General features: G+C 73.2%; 16 protein-coding genes. 13 read left to right on the top strand and 3 right to left on the bottom strand.

What is annotated here, in order from left to right; genetic code table 11:
* The first annotated feature begins 3 nt into the window (after positions 1-3).
* From recG to ftsY, 11 genes are all read left to right on the top strand, one after another.
* Positions 4-2,259 (top strand): ATP-dependent DNA helicase RecG, encoded by a 2,256-nt coding sequence (gene recG / locus HNP84_RS10895; RefSeq protein ID WP_185049497.1) that lies wholly within the window; start codon positions 4-6, stop codon positions 2,257-2,259.
* A 531-nt stretch (positions 2,260-2,790) separates the two neighbouring features.
* Complete coding sequence (rsmD, locus tag HNP84_RS10890; RefSeq protein WP_185049496.1) at positions 2,791-3,360, top strand: 16S rRNA (guanine(966)-N(2))-methyltransferase RsmD; 570 nt, start codon at positions 2,791-2,793, stop codon at positions 3,358-3,360.
* Positions 3,361-3,375: 15 nt separating this feature from the next.
* Positions 3,376-3,852 carry a pantetheine-phosphate adenylyltransferase gene (coaD, locus tag HNP84_RS10885; protein WP_185049495.1) on the top strand — a complete coding sequence of 159 codons (477 nt, stop codon included), beginning with the start codon at positions 3,376-3,378 and terminating at the stop codon, positions 3,850-3,852.
* A gap of 70 nt (positions 3,853-3,922) precedes the next feature.
* On the top strand, positions 3,923-4,486 hold the full coding sequence (locus HNP84_RS10880; RefSeq protein ID WP_221336115.1) for a YceD family protein: 564 nt from the start codon (positions 3,923-3,925) through the stop codon (positions 4,484-4,486).
* A 1-nt stretch (position 4,487) separates the two neighbouring features.
* Entirely contained in the window at positions 4,488-4,667 is a 180-nt protein-coding gene (rpmF, locus tag HNP84_RS10875; protein WP_185049493.1) for a 50S ribosomal protein L32, read from the top strand.
* A 331-nt stretch (positions 4,668-4,998) separates the two neighbouring features.
* The gene (gene rnc, locus HNP84_RS10870) at positions 4,999-5,715 is read left to right on the top strand and encodes a ribonuclease III (protein ID WP_312924523.1); all 717 of its coding nucleotides are present in this window, start codon (positions 4,999-5,001) and stop codon (positions 5,713-5,715) included.
* 6 nt (positions 5,716-5,721) lie between these two features.
* Positions 5,722-6,621 (top strand): bifunctional DNA-formamidopyrimidine glycosylase/DNA-(apurinic or apyrimidinic site) lyase, encoded by a 900-nt coding sequence (gene mutM, locus HNP84_RS10865; protein ID WP_185049491.1) that lies wholly within the window; start codon positions 5,722-5,724, stop codon positions 6,619-6,621.
* Positions 6,618-6,905 carry an acylphosphatase gene (locus HNP84_RS10860; protein ID WP_185049490.1) on the top strand — a complete coding sequence of 96 codons (288 nt, stop codon included), beginning with the start codon at positions 6,618-6,620 and terminating at the stop codon, positions 6,903-6,905. Before mutM ends, HNP84_RS10860 begins: the two co-directional genes overlap by 4 nt.
* A gap of 189 nt (positions 6,906-7,094) precedes the next feature.
* Positions 7,095-7,289, top strand: coding sequence for a hypothetical protein (locus HNP84_RS10855; protein ID WP_185049489.1), 195 nt, complete (start codon positions 7,095-7,097; stop codon positions 7,287-7,289).
* A gap of 258 nt (positions 7,290-7,547) precedes the next feature.
* A complete protein-coding gene (smc, locus tag HNP84_RS10850) occupies positions 7,548-11,228 on the top strand; it encodes a chromosome segregation protein SMC (protein ID WP_185049488.1) in 3,681 nt (1,226 codons plus the stop codon).
* A 677-nt stretch (positions 11,229-11,905) separates the two neighbouring features.
* Positions 11,906-13,087, top strand: coding sequence for a signal recognition particle-docking protein FtsY (gene ftsY, locus HNP84_RS10845; protein WP_185049487.1), 1,182 nt, complete (start codon positions 11,906-11,908; stop codon positions 13,085-13,087).
* 3 nt (positions 13,088-13,090) lie between these two features.
* Here ftsY and HNP84_RS10840 read toward each other — a convergent pair whose 3' ends face one another.
* The 3 genes from HNP84_RS10840 to HNP84_RS10830 are packed head-to-tail and all read right to left on the bottom strand — an operon-like array spanning position 13,091 to position 16,012.
* Entirely contained in the window at positions 13,091-13,885 is a 795-nt protein-coding gene (locus HNP84_RS10840) for an ABC transporter ATP-binding protein (RefSeq protein ID WP_185049486.1), read from the bottom strand.
* Between the two features lie 7 nt (positions 13,886-13,892).
* Positions 13,893-14,960, bottom strand: coding sequence for a FecCD family ABC transporter permease (locus HNP84_RS10835; protein WP_185049485.1), 1,068 nt, complete (start codon positions 14,958-14,960; stop codon positions 13,893-13,895).
* Complete coding sequence (locus HNP84_RS10830; RefSeq protein ID WP_185049484.1) at positions 14,957-16,012, bottom strand: FecCD family ABC transporter permease; 1,056 nt, start codon at positions 16,010-16,012, stop codon at positions 14,957-14,959. The genes HNP84_RS10835 and HNP84_RS10830 overlap by 4 nt, the downstream gene beginning before the upstream one ends.
* Positions 16,013-16,148: 136 nt before the next feature.
* Here HNP84_RS10830 and HNP84_RS10825 point away from each other — a divergent pair, with 136 nt between their 5' ends.
* Both HNP84_RS10825 and HNP84_RS10820 read left to right on the top strand, forming a co-directional pair.
* Complete coding sequence (locus HNP84_RS10825; protein ID WP_185049483.1) at positions 16,149-17,159, top strand: ABC transporter substrate-binding protein; 1,011 nt, start codon at positions 16,149-16,151, stop codon at positions 17,157-17,159.
* 415 nt (positions 17,160-17,574) lie between these two features.
* The gene (locus tag HNP84_RS10820) at positions 17,575-18,171 is read left to right on the top strand and encodes a sigma-70 family RNA polymerase sigma factor (protein ID WP_185049482.1); all 597 of its coding nucleotides are present in this window, start codon (positions 17,575-17,577) and stop codon (positions 18,169-18,171) included.
* The last annotated feature ends 36 nt before the right edge of the window (positions 18,172-18,207 follow it).

Genomic DNA, 18,207 nt, shown 5'->3' with positions numbered 1-18,207 from the left:
GACGTGACGAGCTTCGACGAGCCGCTTGCCACGGCGCTCGACCGCCGCACGGCCGCGCTCCTGGAGAGCGTGCTCGGCCTGACCACCGTCGGCGATCTGCTCCGCCACTACCCGCGCAGGTACGCCGAGCGCGGCGAGCTGACCGACATCGACGCCCTGGCCGTGGACGAGCACGTGACCGTGGTGGGCGAGGTGTCCCGGGCGATGCGCAAGCCGATGCGCAACAAGGGCGGCACCTGGCTGGAGGTCGAGGTCTCCGACGCCCGGCGCAACCGGATCTACCTGTCCTTCTTCGGCAAGGCGTCCCACGCGGTGGAGTCGCGGCTGAAGCCGGGGCGGCGCGGCATGTTCGCCGGCAAGGTGACCATGTTCGGGCGCGGCGGCAAGGCGCGCTGGCAGCTCGCCCACCCCGACTTCGAGCTGTTCGACGAGGCCGACGGCGACGCCGACGCCCAGGAGTTCGCCACCGCGCCGGTGCCGATCTACCCGGCGGGCAAGGACCTCAGCTCGTGGGTGATCCGGCGCGCGGTCGGCATCGTGCTCGACACGCTGGGCCCGCTCGACGACCCGCTGCCGGCCGGCATCCGGGCCCGGCACAAGCTGCCCGGCCTGGGCGAGGCGCTGGTGGCGATCCACCGGCCGCGCGACTTCGCCGACGTCAACCGGGCGCGCAAGCGGCTGAAGTTCGACGAGGCGCTGCTGCTCCAGGCGGTCCTGCTGCAAAGGCGCATGGCGGCCACGGCCTGGCCCGCCCGGCCGCGCCCGAGGCGTGCCGGCGGGCTGCTCGACGCCTTCGACGAGCGGCTGCCGTTCTCGCTGACCGACGGCCAGCGCGCGGTGGGCGAGGAGATCGCGGCCGACCTGGCGAGCGAGCACCCGATGCACCGGCTGCTCCAGGGCGAGGTCGGCGCGGGCAAGACCGTGGTGGCGCTGCGCGCGATGCTCCAGGTGGTCGATGCCGGGGGCCAGGCGGTGCTGCTCGCGCCCACCGAGGTGCTGGCCCAGCAGCACCACCGCTCGATCACCGCCATGCTCGGCGACCTCGCCGCGGGCGGCGTCTTCGGCGGCACCGGCGTGGCGCTGCTGACCGGCTCGCTCGGGGCCGCGGCGCGGCGCGCGGCCCTGCTCGACGCCGCGTCCGGCGCGGCGGGCATCGTGGTGGGCACCCACGCGGTGCTGCAGGAGCATGTGCAGTTCGCCGATCTCGGCCTGGTGGTGGTGGACGAGCAGCACCGCTTCGGCGTGGAGCAGCGCGACGCGCTGCGCGAGAAGGCCGACGGCGGGCGTCCGCACGTCCTGGTGATGACGGCCACCCCGATCCCGCGCACGGTCGCGATGACGGTCTTCGGCGACCTGGAGGTCTCCACGCTCTCCCAGCTCCCGTCGGGGCGGGCGCCGATCAGCAGCCACGTCGTGCCGGCCGCCGAGAAGCCACACTACCTGGAGCGGGCGTGGGAGCGGGTGCGCGAGGAGGTCGCGCTGGGCCGTCAGGCGTACGTCGTGTGCCCGCGCATCGGCGACCTGGAGGGCGACGAGGGCGACCTGGAGGCGCGCGACCCGGGCGATTTCGGCGGTCCCGGCGGCCCTGGCGATCCCGGCGATTTCGGGGATGCCGGCGGCTTCGGCGAGGGCGGCGAGGAGCGGCGGGCGCCGCTGGCGGTGCTCGACGTGGCGCCGCTGCTGGCCGAGGGCCCGCTGCACGGCCTGCGGGTCGCGGTGCTGCACGGCAGGCTCCCGCCGGAGGAGAAGGACGCGGTGATGCGCTCCTTCTCCAAGGGCGAGGTGGACGTCCTGGTCGCGACCACGGTGATCGAGGTCGGCGTCGACGTGCCCAACTCCTCCGTCATGGTGATCATGGACGCCGACCGCTTCGGCGTCTCCCAGCTCCACCAGCTCCGCGGCCGGGTCGGCCGGGGCGGCCTGCCGGGCCTGTGTCTGCTGGTCACCGACTCCCCGGCCGGCAGCCCCGCCAGAGACCGCCTCGACGCGGTGGCGCGCACTCTCGACGGCTTCGAGCTGTCGCGGGTGGACCTGGAGCAGCGCCGCGAGGGCGACGTGCTGGGCGTGGCGCAGTCGGGCCGCAAGTCCTCCCTGCGGATGCTGCAGCTCCTGCGCGACGAGGAGGTCATCGCGACCGCCCGCGAGGAGGCCGCGGCCCTGCTCGACGACGATCCCGCCCTGGGGGCGTACCCCGGGCTGCGCGCCGAGATCGAGAAGCTGCTGGCCGACGAGCGCGCCGACTACCTGGAGAAGACCTGACCCCGCGCGCATCGCGCGCTCCCGCGCCCCGGGCGCACGTCCAGCGCGTGTCGCCTGGGTCCGCGCGGTCGGGCGCGGTCGGCGGGGTCCGGTGTGGTGATTCGGTGTGGTCGCGCGCGTCCAGCGCGTGTCGCGTGGGTTCGTGCGGTCGGGCGCGGTCGGCGGGGTCCGGTGTGGTGATTCGGTGCGGTGGCGCAGGTCCAGCGCGTCTCGCCGCGCGCCCGGTGGGTCCAGGGCGTGTCCCGTGGGGCCGCGCGCGTCCCGCGCGTCTCCGGTCCCGCGTCTGGCCCCAGCGCCGGGGACGGCCTCCCCCCGAATGCCGTCCCCGGCTGGGCCCACCCTCGGGTCAGGTGCCGAGGGTTCCGGTGTGCGGAAGGGCTCACGATCACACCGGGCGGCCTTCCCTGGGTCACCTGAAGGCCGCAGAACTCATCTTGCGCACGTCCGGTGTGGAAGGGAACGACCCTGGCGCGATTTACGCCAGTCCTTGCCCAGACTTGACGGTGCCCCCGCCCGGATAGATTGGGGGGCATGACGCGGGTGATCGCGGGGAGCGCGGGGGGCAGGCGGCTGGCGGTGCCCGCGGGCAGGGCGACCCGGCCGACCAGCGACCGGGCGCGCGAGGGGATCTTCTCCACCGTCGGCTCGCTGCTCGGCCCGCTTGAGGGGGCGAGCGTGCTCGACCTGTACGCCGGCTCCGGCGCGGTCGGGCTGGAGGCCCTGTCGCGCGGTGCGGCGCGGGCCGTGCTCGTGGAGTCCGACCCCCGCGCCGTCAAGGCGATCCGGGCCAACATCGCCGCGCTCGGGCTGCCGGGCGCCGAGCTGGTCGCCGACCGGGTCGAGCGGGTGCTCGCCCGCGAGGCGCCCGGCCGGTTCGACCTGGTGTTCGCCGACCCTCCGTACGCGCTGGCCGACGACGTGGTCGCCGCCGTGCTGGAGCGGCTGCGCGACGGAGGCTGGCTGGCCGATGACGCGCTGGTCGCGGTGGAGCGCGAGAGCCGCGGCCCGGAGCTGAAATGGCCCGCCGGGTACCTTGAGGAGAGGGTGCGTCGTTACGGTGAAGCGGCCGTTTGGTACGGTCGCGCCGCCGGGAACCCGTAGATCTGGGGGTGCGCCTTGCGCCGTGTCGTCTGCCCGGGGTCCTTCGACCCCGTCACCAACGGTCACCTGGACATCATCGGCCGAGCCTCGCGGTTGTACGACGAGGTGGTCGTGGCCGTTCTGATCAACATCGAGAAGAAGAGCCTGTTCACGGTGGAGGAGCGCATCGAGATGCTCCAGGCCGTGACCAAGGAGTACGGCAACGTGCGCGTGGACAAGTTCCACGGGCTGCTTGTGGACTTCTGCAAGCAGCAGGAGATCCCCGCGATCGTCAAGGGCCTGCGCGCGATCAGCGACTTCGACTACGAGCTGCAGATGGCGCAGCTCAACTACCGCATGTCGGGCGTGGAGACGCTGTTCATGTCCACCAACCCGGAGTACTCCTTCCTCTCCTCCAGCAGGATCAAGGAGATCACCCGGTACGGCGGCGACGTCTCGGGCCTGGTGCCCGACCTGGTGCACGAGCTCCTCGTCGAGCGGCTCAGGGGCTGACCAGCGACTGGTATCCTTTCTAATCGGCCTTGCACGACGGCGGTGATTCGCCATGCCTAACGAGAGCAGGATGACTTCGCAACATCTGGACCCCCGGGCCCCGTGGGTGATCTCGACCCACGAGCTGGGGCGGCGGCCGGGTTCGATGCGGCGGATGGTCCTGAACCTTCCGGCGGCTGAGGATCTCGGCGTCGACATGATCGGCGTCCCCAAGGACGCCGATGTCGAGCTGGACATCCGGCTCGAAGCCGTGATGGAAGGCGTGCTCGTCACGGGCACGGCGCAGGCGCCGCTCCGCGGCGAGTGCGCCCGGTGCCTGGAGCCGCTGGCCTCGGAGGTCGAGGTCGGGTTCCAGGAGCTGTTCTTCTACTCGGCGCAGGACGCCGCGGAGGACGACCAGGTCCTCGACGGCGATCTGCTCGACCTTGAGCCGGCGTTCCGCGACGCGGTGGTGCTCGCGCTGCCGCTCAGCCCTGTCTGTTCCGACGACTGCCAGGGCCTGTGCGTGGAATGCGGGGTCAGGCTGGCCGACGCCGGCCCGGACCACCGGCACGAGCGGATCGACGCCCGCTGGGCGGCGCTGCAGGGTCTCGTAAGCGACAACGACAGCAACAACGACGATCAGGAGGGCTGACGTGGCCGTCCCCAAGCGGAAGAAATCGCGGAGCAACACCCGCGCCCGCCGCGCCCAGTGGAAGGCCGCCCCGGTGGCCCTCGTGGCCTGCCCGCAGTGCCGGGCGCCCCGGAGGCCGCACGTGGCGTGCCCCAACTGCGGCACCTACAACCGCCGTCAGGTCATCGAGCCGTCGGCCTGATCGCGCGCTGAGCCGAGGGGGGCCGGCCGCGCGCCCGACCAGGCGCCGGCCGGCCGCTCCCGCGGCGGCGCGAGCGGTGGCCGACCGCCCGCGGCCGTGGTGGACGCCGGGATCACCGTGATCCCTCCCGGCGTCCACCACGTCTTCGGGGTCTCCAGGGCACGAGGGCCGCGACCCTTCCCGGGCATCCACGCACGCGGAGCACCGGGCTCCGGCTCCTCCCGCCCGCGCCACCGCAGACCCGTGGCGGCACAGGGCCGCACCACGGGCGCAACGGCCGGATCAACCGCCCGGAGGAGGAGACGTGGGCGCAGGTGCCAAGCCGGTGGCCGTGGAGGTCGCCCAGGACGAACTTGAGCGGGTCCTCGCGGTACGCCTGGACGCCGCACTGCTTGAGCGGGCCCTGACGCACCGCTCGTACGCGTACGAGAACGGCGGGCTGCCCACCAACGAGCGCCTGGAGTTCCTGGGTGACTCGGTGCTGGGCCTCGTCGTGACCGACACGCTCTACCGCAACCATCCCGACCTGCCCGAGGGGCAGCTCGCCAAGCTGCGCGCCGCCGTGGTCAACATGCGCGCGCTCGCGGATGTGGCGCGCCAGCTCGACCTGGGCCGCTTCCTGCGCCTCGGACGGGGCGAGGAGGGCACGGGGGGCAGGGACAAGTCCTCGATTCTCGCCGACACCCTGGAGGCACTGATCGGCACCGTCTACGTGGACCAGGGCCTGGACGAGGCGTTCCGCGTGGTCCACATGCTCTTCGACCCGCTGATCACCAGGTCCGCCTCGCTGGGGGCCGGGCTCGACTGGAAGACCTCGCTGCAGGAGCTGACCGCCTCCGAGACCCTCGGCGTGCCCGAGTACCACGTCGAGGAGAGCGGCCCCGACCACGCCAAGTCCTTCACCGCCGTGGTGCGGGTGGGCGGCGAGGACTACGGCTCGGGCTCGGGCCGCAGCAAGAAGGAGGCCGAGCAGCAGGCGGCGGAGGCCGCCTGGACCCGCATACGCGGCCTTCGCGACCAGGCGGCCAGCCACGAGCCGGCCAGGTAGCCGCCGATGCCCGAGCTTCCCGAGGTAGAGGTGGTGCGCCGGGGCCTGGAGCGCTGGGTGACCGGCCGTACGATCGCCTCGGCCGAGGTGCTGCACCCGCGGGCCGTGCGCAGGCACGTGCCGGGCGGTGAGGAGTTCTCCGCGCGGCTGAAGGGCCGTGAGATCGCCCAGGCCGAGCGGCGGGGCAAGTACCTGTGGCTGCCCTTCTCCGACGGCCAGGAGGCGCTTCTGGCGCATCTGGGCATGAGCGGGCAGCTCCTGGTGGTCGAGCCCGACTCGCCGTTGGAGCGTCACCTGCGGGTGCGGCTGACCTTCGACGACGGCGGCCCCGAGCTGCGCTTCGTCGATCAGCGCACCTTCGGCCATCTCCTGGTCACCGACCTCGTACGCCCCGAGCCGCGCCCCGGGCAGGCGGGCACGGCCGAGGAGGAGCGACCGGTGCCCGGCACGATCGCCCACATCGCCAAGGACCCCATGGAGGAGTCCTTCGACGAGGACGAGTTCACCCGCCGCCTGCGCGCCAGGCGCAGCCAGGTCAAGCGGGCCCTGCTGGACCAGTCGCTGATCAGCGGGGTCGGCAACATCTACGCCGACGAGTCGCTGTGGCGGGTGAAGCTGCACTGGGCCAGGCCGGCCAACGCGCTGAGCCGGCCCAAGGTGGAGGAGCTGCTGCGCGCGATCCGGGCGGTGCTGGGCGAGGCGCTGCTCCAGGGCGGCACGTCCTTCGACAGCCTGTACGTCAACGTGAACGGCGAGAGCGGCTACTTCGACCGGGCCCTGGCGGTGTACGGCCGGCGCGACAAGCCGTGCCGGCGGTGCGGCACCCCGATCGTTCGCGAGCCCTTCATGAACCGTTCGTCATATTCGTGCCCCCGTTGTCAACCCCGTCCGAAGGCCCGCTCGTGACCGAGAGCGACGAGCGGGTCCGGTTGACGGCCTGGGTGCGCGGCAGGGTCCAGGGAGTGGGTTTCCGCTGGTGGACCCGGTCGCGCGCGCTGGAGCTCGGTCTGGTGGGCTGGGCGCGCAACACCGAGGACGGCCGGGTCGAGGTGGTGGCCGAGGGGCCCCGCTCGGCCTGTGTCAAGCTCCTTGATCGTCTCCGTGGTTGCGACACGCCGGGGAGGGTCGATGGAGTTGTAGAACGCTGGAGTGAAGAACGAGGTAGTTTGACGGGCTTCGTGGAGCGGTAGCCGCTTCCGTTAAACCCCCCAAATGCGGTATATTTGTATGTCGGGAGTGCCCACTGGTACATCCAGCCGGAGCGTTCAACTTGACCGCTCTCAGCACCGGTGCGACTCTTGATAGGAACCACGCGCACCCCTCCCGCGGCATGAAGTGCGCGAACCAGTCTGGTCACTCAGCGTGGAGGACCCTTAACCATGGCGAAGGCTCTACTCGGCCACGTCGGCGGTCCTGACCCTCGTATGGTCTCGGAAATGCGCCGTCTCCAGCAGCGAATCCGGGATCTGGAGGCAGAGCTCATCCGGCTCCAGGCACAGAACGACGCACTTTCGGCGCAAAGCCGTGAGGAGACGTTCACCCGCCTGCAGGATCGCGAGCCGGCCCTCACGTAGAGGTCCGGAGAGCACAACATTTGTCCAGGGGCGCCTCAGTGGAGGCGTCCCTTGTCATTTCCGGCGGTCCTTTCGCACCGGGAAACGGTAAGAGCCCTGCCATGGGGTAGTGAAGGCGTCACACTGGGGCGGCATGCGAGGCAGCATGGGGCGTGTGGCGGCGGGCGATCACGATGACCCGATAGTCTTCGGCCGAGCCGCGCGCGGGCGCGGGCTCGTGGTGGCTGCCGGCTGGCACGGGAGGGGGCGCGCGAATCCGTGTATCTGAAGACCCTCACGCTGCGCGGGTTCAAATCCTTCGCCTCGGCGACCACCCTCCGCTTCGAGCCGGGCATCACGTGCGTGGTCGGGCCGAACGGCTCGGGCAAGTCCAACGTCGTCGACGCGCTGGCCTGGGTGATGGGCGAGCACAGCGCCAAGTCGCTGCGCGGCGGCAAGATGGAGGACGTCATCTTCGCCGGCACGTCCTCCCGGGCCCCGCTGGGCCGGGCCGAGGTCACGCTGACCATCGACAACTCCGACGGCGCGCTGCCGATCGACTACACCGAGGTCACGATCAGCCGGCTGATGTTCCGCTCCGGCCAGAGCGAGTACGCCATCAACGGCGACACCTGCCGCCTGCTGGACATCCAGGAGCTGCTGTCCGACTCCGGCATCGGCCGCGAGATGCACGTCATCGTGGGGCAGGGCCAGCTCGACACGGTGCTGCACGCGGGCCCCGAGGAGCGCAGGGCGTTCATCGAGGAGGCCGCGGGCGTCCTGAAGCACCGCAAGCGCAAGGAGAAGGCGCTGCGCAAGCTCGACGCGATGCAGGCCAACCTCACCCGGGTGCAGGACCTCGCCACCGAGCTGCGCCGCCAGCTCAAGCCGCTGGGCCGCCAGGCCGAGATCGCCCGCAAGGCGGCGGTGATCCAGGCCGACCTGCGCGACGCCCGGCTGCGGCTGCTGGCCGACGACGTGCTGACCCTGCGCGAGATCCTGGAGCGCGAGGCCGCCGACGAGGCCGCGGTGCGCGCCAGGCGGGCCCAGGTGGAGGCCGAGCTGGAGCAGGCCCAGGCCCGTGAGGCCGATCTGGAGGCCGCCGAGACCAGCGCCCAGCCGCGGCTGCGCGCGGCGCAGGAGGCGTTCTTCGGGCTGTCCTCGCTCCGCGACCGCATCCAGGGCCTGGCCGGGCTGGCCGCCGAGCGGCACCGCAACGCGCTCGACGCGGCCTCGGTCGAGCGGCGCGGGCGCGACCCGGAGGACTACGAGCGTGAGGCCGCCGAGATCCGCGAGCAGGAGCGTGAGCTGGCCGAGGAGCTGGCCGTCGCCCAGGAGATGCTGGACCAGGCGGTGGCCCGGCGCACCGAGGCCGAGGCGGCGCTCGCGGCCGAGGAGCAGCGCCTGTCCGCCGCCGCCCGCGCCGCCGCGCGCAGGCGCGAGGAGCTGGCCGCGCTGCGCGGCCAGGTCGGCGCCGTACGCAGCCGCGCCGCCGCCGCCGAGGAGGAGATCGGCCGCTTGGCCCGCCGCGTCGCCGAGGCCGAGGAGCGCGCCGCGCGGGCGGCCGAGGAGCACGAGGCCCAGCGGTCCGCCGAGCCCGAGAGCGACCCCGAGCTGGCCGCGGAGCTGGAGCTGGCCCTGGAGGGCGTCGAGGCCGCCAAAGAGGCCGTGGAGGCCGCCAAGGCCGCCGTGGAGGACGCCAGGCGCGGCCTGGAAGCCCCGCGCCAGGCCCTGGCCGCGGCCAAGGCCGCCGTCACCGCGGCCCGCGCCGAGGACCAGGAGGCCCAGCGCGCGGTGGCCGCGCTGGAGGCCCGCAGGGAGGCCCTGGAGCTGGGCCTGGCCCAGGGCGCCGACGGCGCGGCGGCCCTGCTCGCCGGGGGCCTCGACGGGGTGCTCGGCCCGCTGGCGGCGATGATGACGGTCAAGGCGGGGGCCGAGACCGCGATAGCCGCCGCGCTGGGCGGCGCGGCCGAGGCGGTCGCGGTGGGCTCGCTGCCCGCGGCCGTGGCGGCGGTGGAGTTCCTGCGCGCGGGCGAGGCCGGGCAGTCCACGCTGGTGGTCGCCTCCGGCGGCGCGCCCGGCGACGGCGTACGGCCCGAGGTGCCCGGCGAGTGGGCGGCCGACCTGGTCACCGCGCCGGGCGAACTGGGCGCGGCGGTGGCCCGCCTGCTGGGCGACGTGGTCGTGGTCGCCGACCTGGCGACGGCCCGAGCGCTGGTCGAGGCGCACCCCGGGCTGCGCGCGGTCACCCGCGACGGCGACCTGATCGGCGCCCACCTCGTCCGGGGCGGCTCGGCCGACGGCACCTCCGCGCTCCAGGTGCGCGCGGTGCTGGACGCGGCGGTGGCCGACCTGGAGCAGGCCCGCGCCACCGCCGAGCTGACCGGCGAGCGGCTCGATGGCGCGGTGGAGGCCGAGCGCGCGGCTCAGGCGGCCGTTGACGCCGCGCAGGCGCGCGTCGCCGAGGCCCAGGCGGGCGTCAACAGCGCCCAGAGCGGTGTCAGCGCCGCCCAGGCCGCCCTCGACCGCGTACGGGCCCGGCAGCGCGACTCCGACCAGAAGGCCGCGGCGGTGGCCCGCAGGCTGGCCCAGCTCGCGGCGGCGGCCGAGGCGGCGCGGGCCGAGAGCGCCCGCCTGGCCGAGGGCGTCCGCGCGGCCGAGGAGGCCCGCGACCGCGAGGTGGCCGGGCTCGCCGAGCTGGAGGAGCGCCTGGCCGCGGCCGAGTACGCCGAGGAGCTGGAGGAGGAGCCCGGCACCGAGACCCGCGACGAGCTGGCGGCGGCCTGCGAGACGGCCCGGCAGGGCGAGATGGAGACCCGGCTCGCCGTGCGCACCGCCGAGGAGCGGGTGCGCGGCATCGCGGGCCGTGCCGACGCGCTGATCCGCGCCGCCGAGCGCGAGCGGGCCGAGCGCGCCGCCGCGGCCGAGCGGCGCGAACGTCGCAGGCGGCAGGCCGCCGTCGCCCACGCCGTCATGACCGGCGCCGAGCGGGCGCTGACCGCCTTGGAGGGCTCGATCCGGGCCGCGGCGGAGGAGCGCGACGCCGCCGAGCAGGCCCGCGGCGAGATCGACGCCGAGCTGAAGGCGGTGCGCGCCCGGGTCAGAGAGCTCACCGCCGAGCTGGACAAGCTGGTCAACCGGGCCCACGGCAGCGAGGTCGCCCGCACCGAGCAGCGGCTGCGCCTGGAGCAGTTGGTGGCGCGGGCGATGGAGGAGTTCGGCGTCGAGGAGGACGCCCTCCTCGCCGAGTACGGCCCGTCGGTCCCGGTCCCGGCCGACCCCGAGCCGGTGCCGTACGTCCGTGAGGAGCAGGAGAAGCGGGCCCGCGCCGCCGAGCGGCAGATGGCCCAGCTCGGCAAGGTCAACCCGCTGGCGCTGGAGGAGTTCGCGGCGCTGGAGGAGCGGCACGCGTTCCTGACCTCCCAGCTCGAAGACCTCAAGAAGACCCGGCGCGACCTGCTGCTGGTGGTCAAGGAGGTGGACGAGCGGGTCGAGCAGGTCTTCGCCGCCGCCTTCGAGGACGTCGCCCGCGAGTTCGAGACGATCTTCACCCGGGTCTTCCCCGGCGGCGAGGGCCGCCTGCTGCTGACCGACCCGTCCGACATGCTCACCACCGGCGTCGAGGTCGAGGCCCGCCCGCCGGGCAAGAAGGTCAAGCGGCTGTCGCTGCTGTCGGGCGGCGAGCGCTCGCTGACCGCGGTGGCGTTCCTGATCTCCATCTTCAAGGCTCGCCCCTCGCCCTTCTACGTCATGGACGAGGTCGAGGCCGCGCTCGACGACACCAACACCCAACGCCTGCTGACCCTGTTCGAGGAACTGCGGCAGAGCTCCCAGCTCATCGTGATCACCCACCAGAAGCGCACCATGGAGATCGCCGACGCCCTCTACGGCGTCTCCATGCGCGGCGACGGCGTCACCCAGGTCGTCAGCCAACGCCTACGCGAACGCGAACCCGCCTGACCCCACCCTCCCCACCCCGCCTCCGCGTCCCGGGGGCGGGGTGGGTCTGCGGGGTGCTCGTGCTGGGTTGGGTAGGCCGGGCCGGATGCCCTGCGCTCTGGGTGGGGCGGGCAGGCTTCGCTCCCGCTCCGGACGCCGGGCGGGCCACGGGACGTCGGCACCCGGATCGGGCTGACTCGCCCCATGCTCGCGCCCTGGGCGTGCCGGACCTGTTCCGCCTCCGCTCCCCGGGGTGGGCTCGCGCGGGCGACATGACCGGAGCGCGCTTCCCCACGCTCCGCGAGTTGGCCTTCGCCCCGTTCCCCAGATCTGATGGGCCGCACGTCGCTCGCTCCCGGGTTGGTGGGCCGGGGCGGATGCCTGTGCTCTGGGTGGGGCGGGTGTGCTTTGCCTCCGCTCGGGGCTGCGTGGGTTTACGGGGCGTTCGTGCTGGATTGGGCGGGCTCGGTCCGGTGCCTGCGCTCTGGGTGGGGCGGGCCTGCTTTGCTCCCGCCTCGGACACCGGGCGGGGCCGCGGGACGTCGGCGTCCGGATTGGGGGGCCGGGTCCGATGCCTGGGCCCTGGGCGTGCCGGGCCCTTCGTGACGGTTCCCGGCGGGGGAGGTCAACCCGGCAGAAGTGGCCTAACCGGGCGGGGCGGGTCGGAGTATTGACGGGGGTCTGGAAAACTTGGCGTCGTGGAGAGTTACCTCGGCATCGTCGTGATCGTGGTCGTCGTCGCGCTGCTCGCGGCCGGCGGGCTGTTCCTGCTGTTCCGGCCGGGTGGCAGGGCCGCTCCGCCGATGGAGCCGCCGAAGGCGCCGCCGCTGCCTGAGGAGGAGCGCGAAGCGCCATCGGGGTCCACGGCCGTGGGGGAGGAGGCCACCACCACGGTGCCGCCGCCCACGGTGCCCGTCCAGGCGCCGCCGGTGGTGGTGCCCGAGATCGAGATTCCGCCGCCGTCGGCGGGGCGCATGGTGCGGCTGCGTGCGCGGCTGGCGCGGTCGCAGAACGCCCTGGGCCGGGGGCTGCTCGATCTCCTCTCCCGTGACCGCCTCGATGACGACGTGTGGGACGAGATCGAGGAGGTTCTGATCACGGCCGACGTCGGCGTCTCGCCGACCCGCTCCATGGTCGAGGACCTGCGCACCCAGGTGAAGGTGCTGGGCAGCCGCACCCCCGAGGAGGTCCGCGCCCTGCTGCGCAAGGAGCTGCTGACCCAGATCAACCCCGACATGGACCGCACCCTGCACACCACGCCGCACGGTGAGCGGCCCGCGGTCGTGCTGGTCGTCGGGGTCAACGGCACCGGCAAGACCACCACCACCGGCAAGCTCGCCCGCGCCCTCATCGGCGACGGCAAGAAGGTCGTGCTCGGCGCGGCCGACACCTTCCGGGCCGCCGCCGCCGACCAGCTCCAGACCTGGGGCGAGCGGGTCGGCGCCGACGTCGTGCGCGGGCCCGAGGGCGGCGACCCGGCCTCGGTCGCCTTCGACGCCACCGCGCGGGGCATCGAGGAGAAGGCCGACGTCGTGATCGTCGACACGGCCGGGCGGCTGCACACCAAGACCGGCCTGATGGACGAGCTGGGCAAGGTCAAGCGGGTGATCGAGAAGAAGGCCACCGTCGATGAGGTGCTGCTGGTGCTCGACGCGACGACCGGCCAGAACGGCATGCGCCAGGCGCAGGTGTTCGCCGAGGTCGTGGACGTGACCGGGATCGCGCTGACCAAGCTCGACGGCACCGCCAAGGGCGGCATCGTGATCTCGGTGCAGCGGGAGCTGGGCGTGCCGGTCAAGCTGGTCGGCCTGGGCGAGGGCCCCGACGACCTGGCGCCCTTCGACCCCGAGGTGTTCGTGGACGCCCTGCTGGGCGAGTGAGGGTCAGGTGGTGCGGCGGGAGCCGATCGGCACGACCAGCGGGGTGCCGGTGACCGGGTCGTCGATGACCTTGGCGTCGAGGTCGAACACCTCGCGCAGCAGGTCCTCGGTCAGCACCTCGTGCGGGCCGCCCGCCGCCACCACCCGGCCCGCGCGCATCGCCACCAGCCGGTCGGCGTAGCGCGCGGCGAGGTTCAGGTCGTGCAGCACCATCACGATCGTGCGCCCGGCGTCGCGGTGCAGGCGGCCTACCAGCTCCAGCACCTCGACCTGGTGCGACAGGTCCAGGAACGTGGTCGGCTCGTCGAGCAGCAGCAGGTCGGTGCCCTGCGCCAGGGCCATGGAGATCCAGGCCCGCTGCCGCTGCCCGCCCGACAGCTCCTCCAGCGGCCGGTCGGCCAGGTCGAGCAGGCCGGTCATGGCCAGCGCCTCGGCCACCGCCGACTCGTCGCCGGACGACCACTGCCGGTACCAGGTCTGGTGCGGGTGGCGGCCCCGGGCCACCAGGTCGGCCACGGTCAGGCCCTCGGGGGCGACCGGCGCCTGCGGCAGCACGCCGAGCAGCCGGGCCACCTCGCGGGTGGGGATGCGGTCGATGCGCTTGCCGTCGAGCAGCACCTCGCCGCCCGAGGGACGCAGCAGCCGGCCGAGCGCGCGCAGCAGCGTGGACTTGCCGCACCCGTTGGGGCCGATGATCGCGGTCACGGTGCCGGACTCGACGCCGAGGTCGAGGCCGTCCACCACGATCCGGTCGCCGTAGCCGAGGCGCACCCCGGCGGCGGTCAGGCGGGTGTTCATAGCTCGCTCACGTTCGTCTCTCCCGGCGGGCGCGGATCAGCAGGTAGATCAGGTACGGTGCGCCGAGTACGGCCGTGACCACGCCGACCGGCAGCTCGGTGGGCGCGAACAGCGTACGGGCGATCAGGTCGGCCGCGCACACCAGGACTGCGCCCACGACGGCCGAGACCAGCAGCGGCGGCTGGACCGCCCCGGCGAGCCGCAGCGCGATCTGCGGCGCGGCCAGCGCCACGAACGCGATCGGGCCGGCGGCGGCGGTGGCCACCGCGGCGAGCAGCACCGCGGCCACGATCAGCAGGCCCCGGGCCAGGTTGGTGCGTACGCCGAGCGCGGTGACGGTCTCGTCGCCGAAGCGCAGCGCGTCCAGGGAGCGCGTGCCGAGCAGGGTGGCCGGGACCAGCGCGCCCAGCGCCAGCGCGACCGGGACGGCCTGCTCCCAGCCGCGCCCGTGCAGCGAGCCGCTGATCCAGGTCATCGCCCGGCTGGCGTCGTTGACGTCGCCGATGGTCAGCAACCAGAACTTGACGTTGGTGAACACCGTGGACACGCCGATGCCGACCAGGACCAGGCGGTAGCCGTCCAGGCCCTTGCGCCAGGCCAGCGCGTACACCAGCACCCCGCCGGCCAGCCCGCCGGCCAGGGCCAGGACGGGGACGCCGACGGCGGCGAGCGCCCCGCTGACGCCGCCGTACCAGGCGCCGCCGGCCACCATGACCGCGACGACGGCGACGCTGGCGCCGGTGGTGACGCCCAGGATGTCCGGGCTGGCCAGGGGGTTGCGCGCGATGGCCTGGGTGATCGCCCCGGCCAGGCCGAGCGCCGCGCCGACCAGGGCGCCGGTCAGCGCGCGCGGCAGGCGCAGCTCCATGACCACGAAGTGCGCCGGGCCGTCGGAGACGATCGCGGACACCACCTCGCCGAGGCCCATCTCGATCTCGCCGAGGCGCATGCCCAGGGCCATCAGCAGCGCGAGCGCGCCCAGGCCGAGCAGGGTGACGGTGATGGCGCGGGGACGCAGCCGCCAGGAGGCGCCGCCGAGCCGCACCGCGGCGCGCGTGCCGCGCACGGCCGTCACAGCCGCACCGGCTTCCTGCGGCGCACAAGCGCCACGAAGAACGGCGCACCGAGCAGCGCGAGCACCACTCCCACCTCCAGCTCGCCCGGCCGGGCCACGACCCGGCCGAGCACGTCCGCGAACAGCAGCAGGGCCGCCCCGGCCAGCCCCGAGTACGGCAGCAGCCACCGGTGGTCGGGCCCCGCCAGCGGGCGGACGAGGTGCGGGACCATCAGGCCGACGAACGCCACCGCGCCGCAGGCGGCCACGGACGCCCCGGTCAGCAGTGTGATCGCGGCGACGCCCACGGCCCTGGTGCGGGCGACGTTCTGGCCGAGGGCGCGGGCGACGTCCTCGCCGAGGGAGAGCGCGTTCAGGCCGGGGGCGTTGGCCAGGGCCAGCACCAGCCCGGTGATCAGGAACGGCAGCACCTGCCCGATGACGGCGGTGGGGCGGCCCGCGATCGAGCCCGCCTGCCAGAACCGGAAGGTGTCCATGGCCTGCTCGTCCAGCAGCACGATCGTGGAGGTCAGGGCGTACAGGAAGGCGCTCACGGCGGTGCCGGCCAGCGCCAGGGTGACCGGGGTGGGCCCGCCGCGGGCGGTGCCGCGCCCGCCGAGGGTGCCCAGGGCGAAGACGCCCACGCTGGCCAGCAGGGCGCCCGCCAGGCCGAACCAGATGTAGCCGTACAGGTCGCCGATGCCCAGGAGCACGATGCTCGCGACCATGGCGAACGCCGCGCCCTGGGTGACGCCGAGCAGGCCGGGGTCGGCGAGCGGGTTGCGGGTGTGGCCCTGCATCAGGGCGCCCGCGCAGCCGAGGGCGATCCCGGCCAGGACGCCCAGGATGGTCCTGGGCACCCGCAGCGAGCGGATGACGATGTCGTTCTCGGTGCCGGTGGGGCCGGTCAGGGCGTGCCAGGTGTCGCCGAGCGGCACGGGTTTGGCGCCGATGGTGAGGCTGAGCAGCGTGGCCAGCACGAGCGCGGCGAGGAGGGCGAGCAGGACGAGCACGCGCCGCCGCCACCGGCCGGCGAGGGGGCGTACGGGCGGTGCCGGCGCGATCGTGGTCACCCGTACTTCTCCTGAGTGTTTCGGGCCTTTGGGGGGCGAAGGTAAGCCCTGCGTAGATTATCCCAACTTAGGGTTGGCTAAGCTCACTGAGGCCAACCTTACCGGGCGGAACCGGTACTTCACGGAGGGACAAGCGATGAGAGCGTTCAGGGCTCTGGCGGTGGGCGTGGCGGGAGCCGTGCTCTCCTTGGGCTTGGCGGCGTGCGGGGGCGGCGGCGAGACCGCCACCGAGGCGCAGCCGTCGGCCGGCGCGTCCGGCGCGTCCGGCGGGGCGTGGCCGCGTACGGTCCAGCACGCGATGGGCACCACCACGATCCCGGCCCAGCCCAAGCGGGTCGTGGCGCTGGACCAGAGCTTCGTGGACGCGGTGCTGACGCTGGAGACCGAGGTGGTCGGCTACACCACCTACCGCGCCATCGACGAGAAGCTGCCCGGCTACCTGGGCGAGCCGCTGGCCGCGTACGGCAAGAACGCCACGCCGGTCGGCACGCTGGAGGCCCCCAGCCTGGAGCAGATCGTCGCGCTCAAGCCGGACCTGATCGTCTCGGCCAAGGTCAGGCACGAGGCCCTGTACGACAAGCTGACCCAGATCGCGCCCACCGTGTTCAGCGAGACGACCGGGGCCATCTGGAAGGACAACCTGCGTCTCATGGGCCGGTCGCTGGGCAAGGAGGAGCTCGCCGAGAGCAAGATCACGGCGTACGAGCGGCGGGCCGCGGCCATCGGCGCCTCGATCAAGGAGAAGAACGGCGGCGAGATGCCGACCGTCTCGGTCGTCCGCTTCGCCGGCGAGCCGACCGTCCGCCTGTACGTCGAGAACTCCTACTCCGGGCTCGTGCTCAAGGACGTCGGCTTCACCCGCCCGGCCGACCAGCCCACCACCACCGAGACGATCGCGGTGGACATCAGCCAGGAGAACATCGGTCAGCTCGACGCCGACCACATCTTCGTGGCGACCTACCCCGACCCCTCGGTGGAGGAGACCAAGAAGAAGTTCGAGGGCAACCCGCTGTGGGACCGGCTCAAGGGGGAGAAGCGCGAGGTCAGCGACCTGACCTGGATGAGCGCGGTGGGCATACTCGGCGCCCACGCCATGCTGGACGACCTGGCGGGCTTCTTCGAGGTGGACCCGGCCAAGACCGCCTGACGCGCGCCGCGCGACCGCCGAGACCGCGCCGGGCCCCGACCAGGGGGCCCGGCGCGGTTCGCGTTCCCGGTGAACCGATGGGGCCCGCCCGATCGTCTACCAGAGAGAGGTTTACGGCCCGCCCACAGGGCAGCGAAAACACATGGAGGCGGGTGTCCCTAGCCGGTAGCCTGTGATGCCGGCCACACTTTGCGCCGTATTGAAAAAAAGGTGTTACTCTAATGAGACTTACCCGGCAGGCAGCGTGAGTGCGACCGCTGCTGCCCGGATGAGCTGGGTACCCCCTGAGCAGGCAGAACCCTTAACGAGGTACTTACGCGTGCTTTGGGAACATGAAACACGCCGTCATGAGGATCGATAGTCACCATGCGCGGGTCCGGACGGTCAACGGGGGGAGAGTGCGAGGGGGATTGAGATGATCTCTATGACCGAAGAGCAGCGCCAGGAGTGGTTCGAGCGCGACGTCGTGCCCGTCACCGCTCAGCTCTACGCCTCGGCGATGCGGCTGACGCGCAATTCGGCCGACGCGGAGGATCTCGTCCAGGAGACTGTAGCGAAGGCTTACACCTCGTACCACCAGTTCCGCGAGGGCACGAACCTCAAGGCGTGGTTGCACCGCATCCTGACCAACAACTTCATCAACGACTACCGCAAGCGGCAGCGTTCGCCCAAGCTGTCGGCCACCGAGGACATCGAGGACTGGCAGCTCGCCGCCGCCGAGTCGCACATGTCCAGCGGGCTGAAGTCGGCCGAGACCGAGGCGCTGGACGCGCTGTCCGACAACGTGGTGATGAACGCGCTGCGCTCGCTGCCCTCCGACTTCCGCGAGGCCGTCTACCTCGCCGACGTCGAGGGGTTCGCCTACCGCGAGATCGCCGAGCGCATGGGCACCCCGATCGGCACCGTGATGTCGCGGCTGCACCGGGGGCGCAAGCAGCTTCGCGCCATGCTGGAGGACTACGCCCACGAGATCGGCGCCCTGCGCCTGCCGGCCCAGCGCGCCGCCGCCTGACGCGCCTCGACGCGCTCCTCGCCACGCCGGCCGGCA

It is taken from the genome of Thermocatellispora tengchongensis (assembly GCF_014202315.1).
In the GTDB taxonomy this organism is placed as follows: domain Bacteria; phylum Actinomycetota; class Actinomycetes; order Streptosporangiales; family Streptosporangiaceae; genus Thermocatellispora; species Thermocatellispora tengchongensis.
Note: the sequence above shows the minus strand (reverse complement) of the source record. Positions and strands in the feature narration are given on the sequence as shown.

Bases quoted from the DNA above. Each gene is read 5' to 3' on its own strand.
- HNP84_RS10880 (WP_221336115.1), top strand. From the start codon at position 3,923: ATGACTTCGCAACATCTGGACCCCCGGGCCCCGTGGGTGATCTCGACC.
- mutM (WP_185049491.1), top strand. From the start codon at position 5,722: ATGCCCGAGCTTCCCGAGGTAGAGGTGGTGCGCCGGGGCCTGGAGCGC.
- HNP84_RS10825 (WP_185049483.1), top strand. From the start codon at position 16,149: ATGAGAGCGTTCAGGGCTCTGGCGGTGGGCGTGGCGGGAGCCGTGCTC.
- rsmD (WP_185049496.1), top strand. From the start codon at position 2,791: ATGACGCGGGTGATCGCGGGGAGCGCGGGGGGCAGGCGGCTGGCGGTG.
- HNP84_RS10855 (WP_185049489.1), top strand. From the start codon at position 7,095: ATGGCGAAGGCTCTACTCGGCCACGTCGGCGGTCCTGACCCTCGTATG.
- HNP84_RS10840 (WP_185049486.1), bottom strand. From the start codon at position 13,885: ATGAACACCCGCCTGACCGCCGCCGGGGTGCGCCTCGGCTACGGCGAC.
- HNP84_RS10820 (WP_185049482.1), top strand. From the start codon at position 17,575: ATGATCTCTATGACCGAAGAGCAGCGCCAGGAGTGGTTCGAGCGCGAC.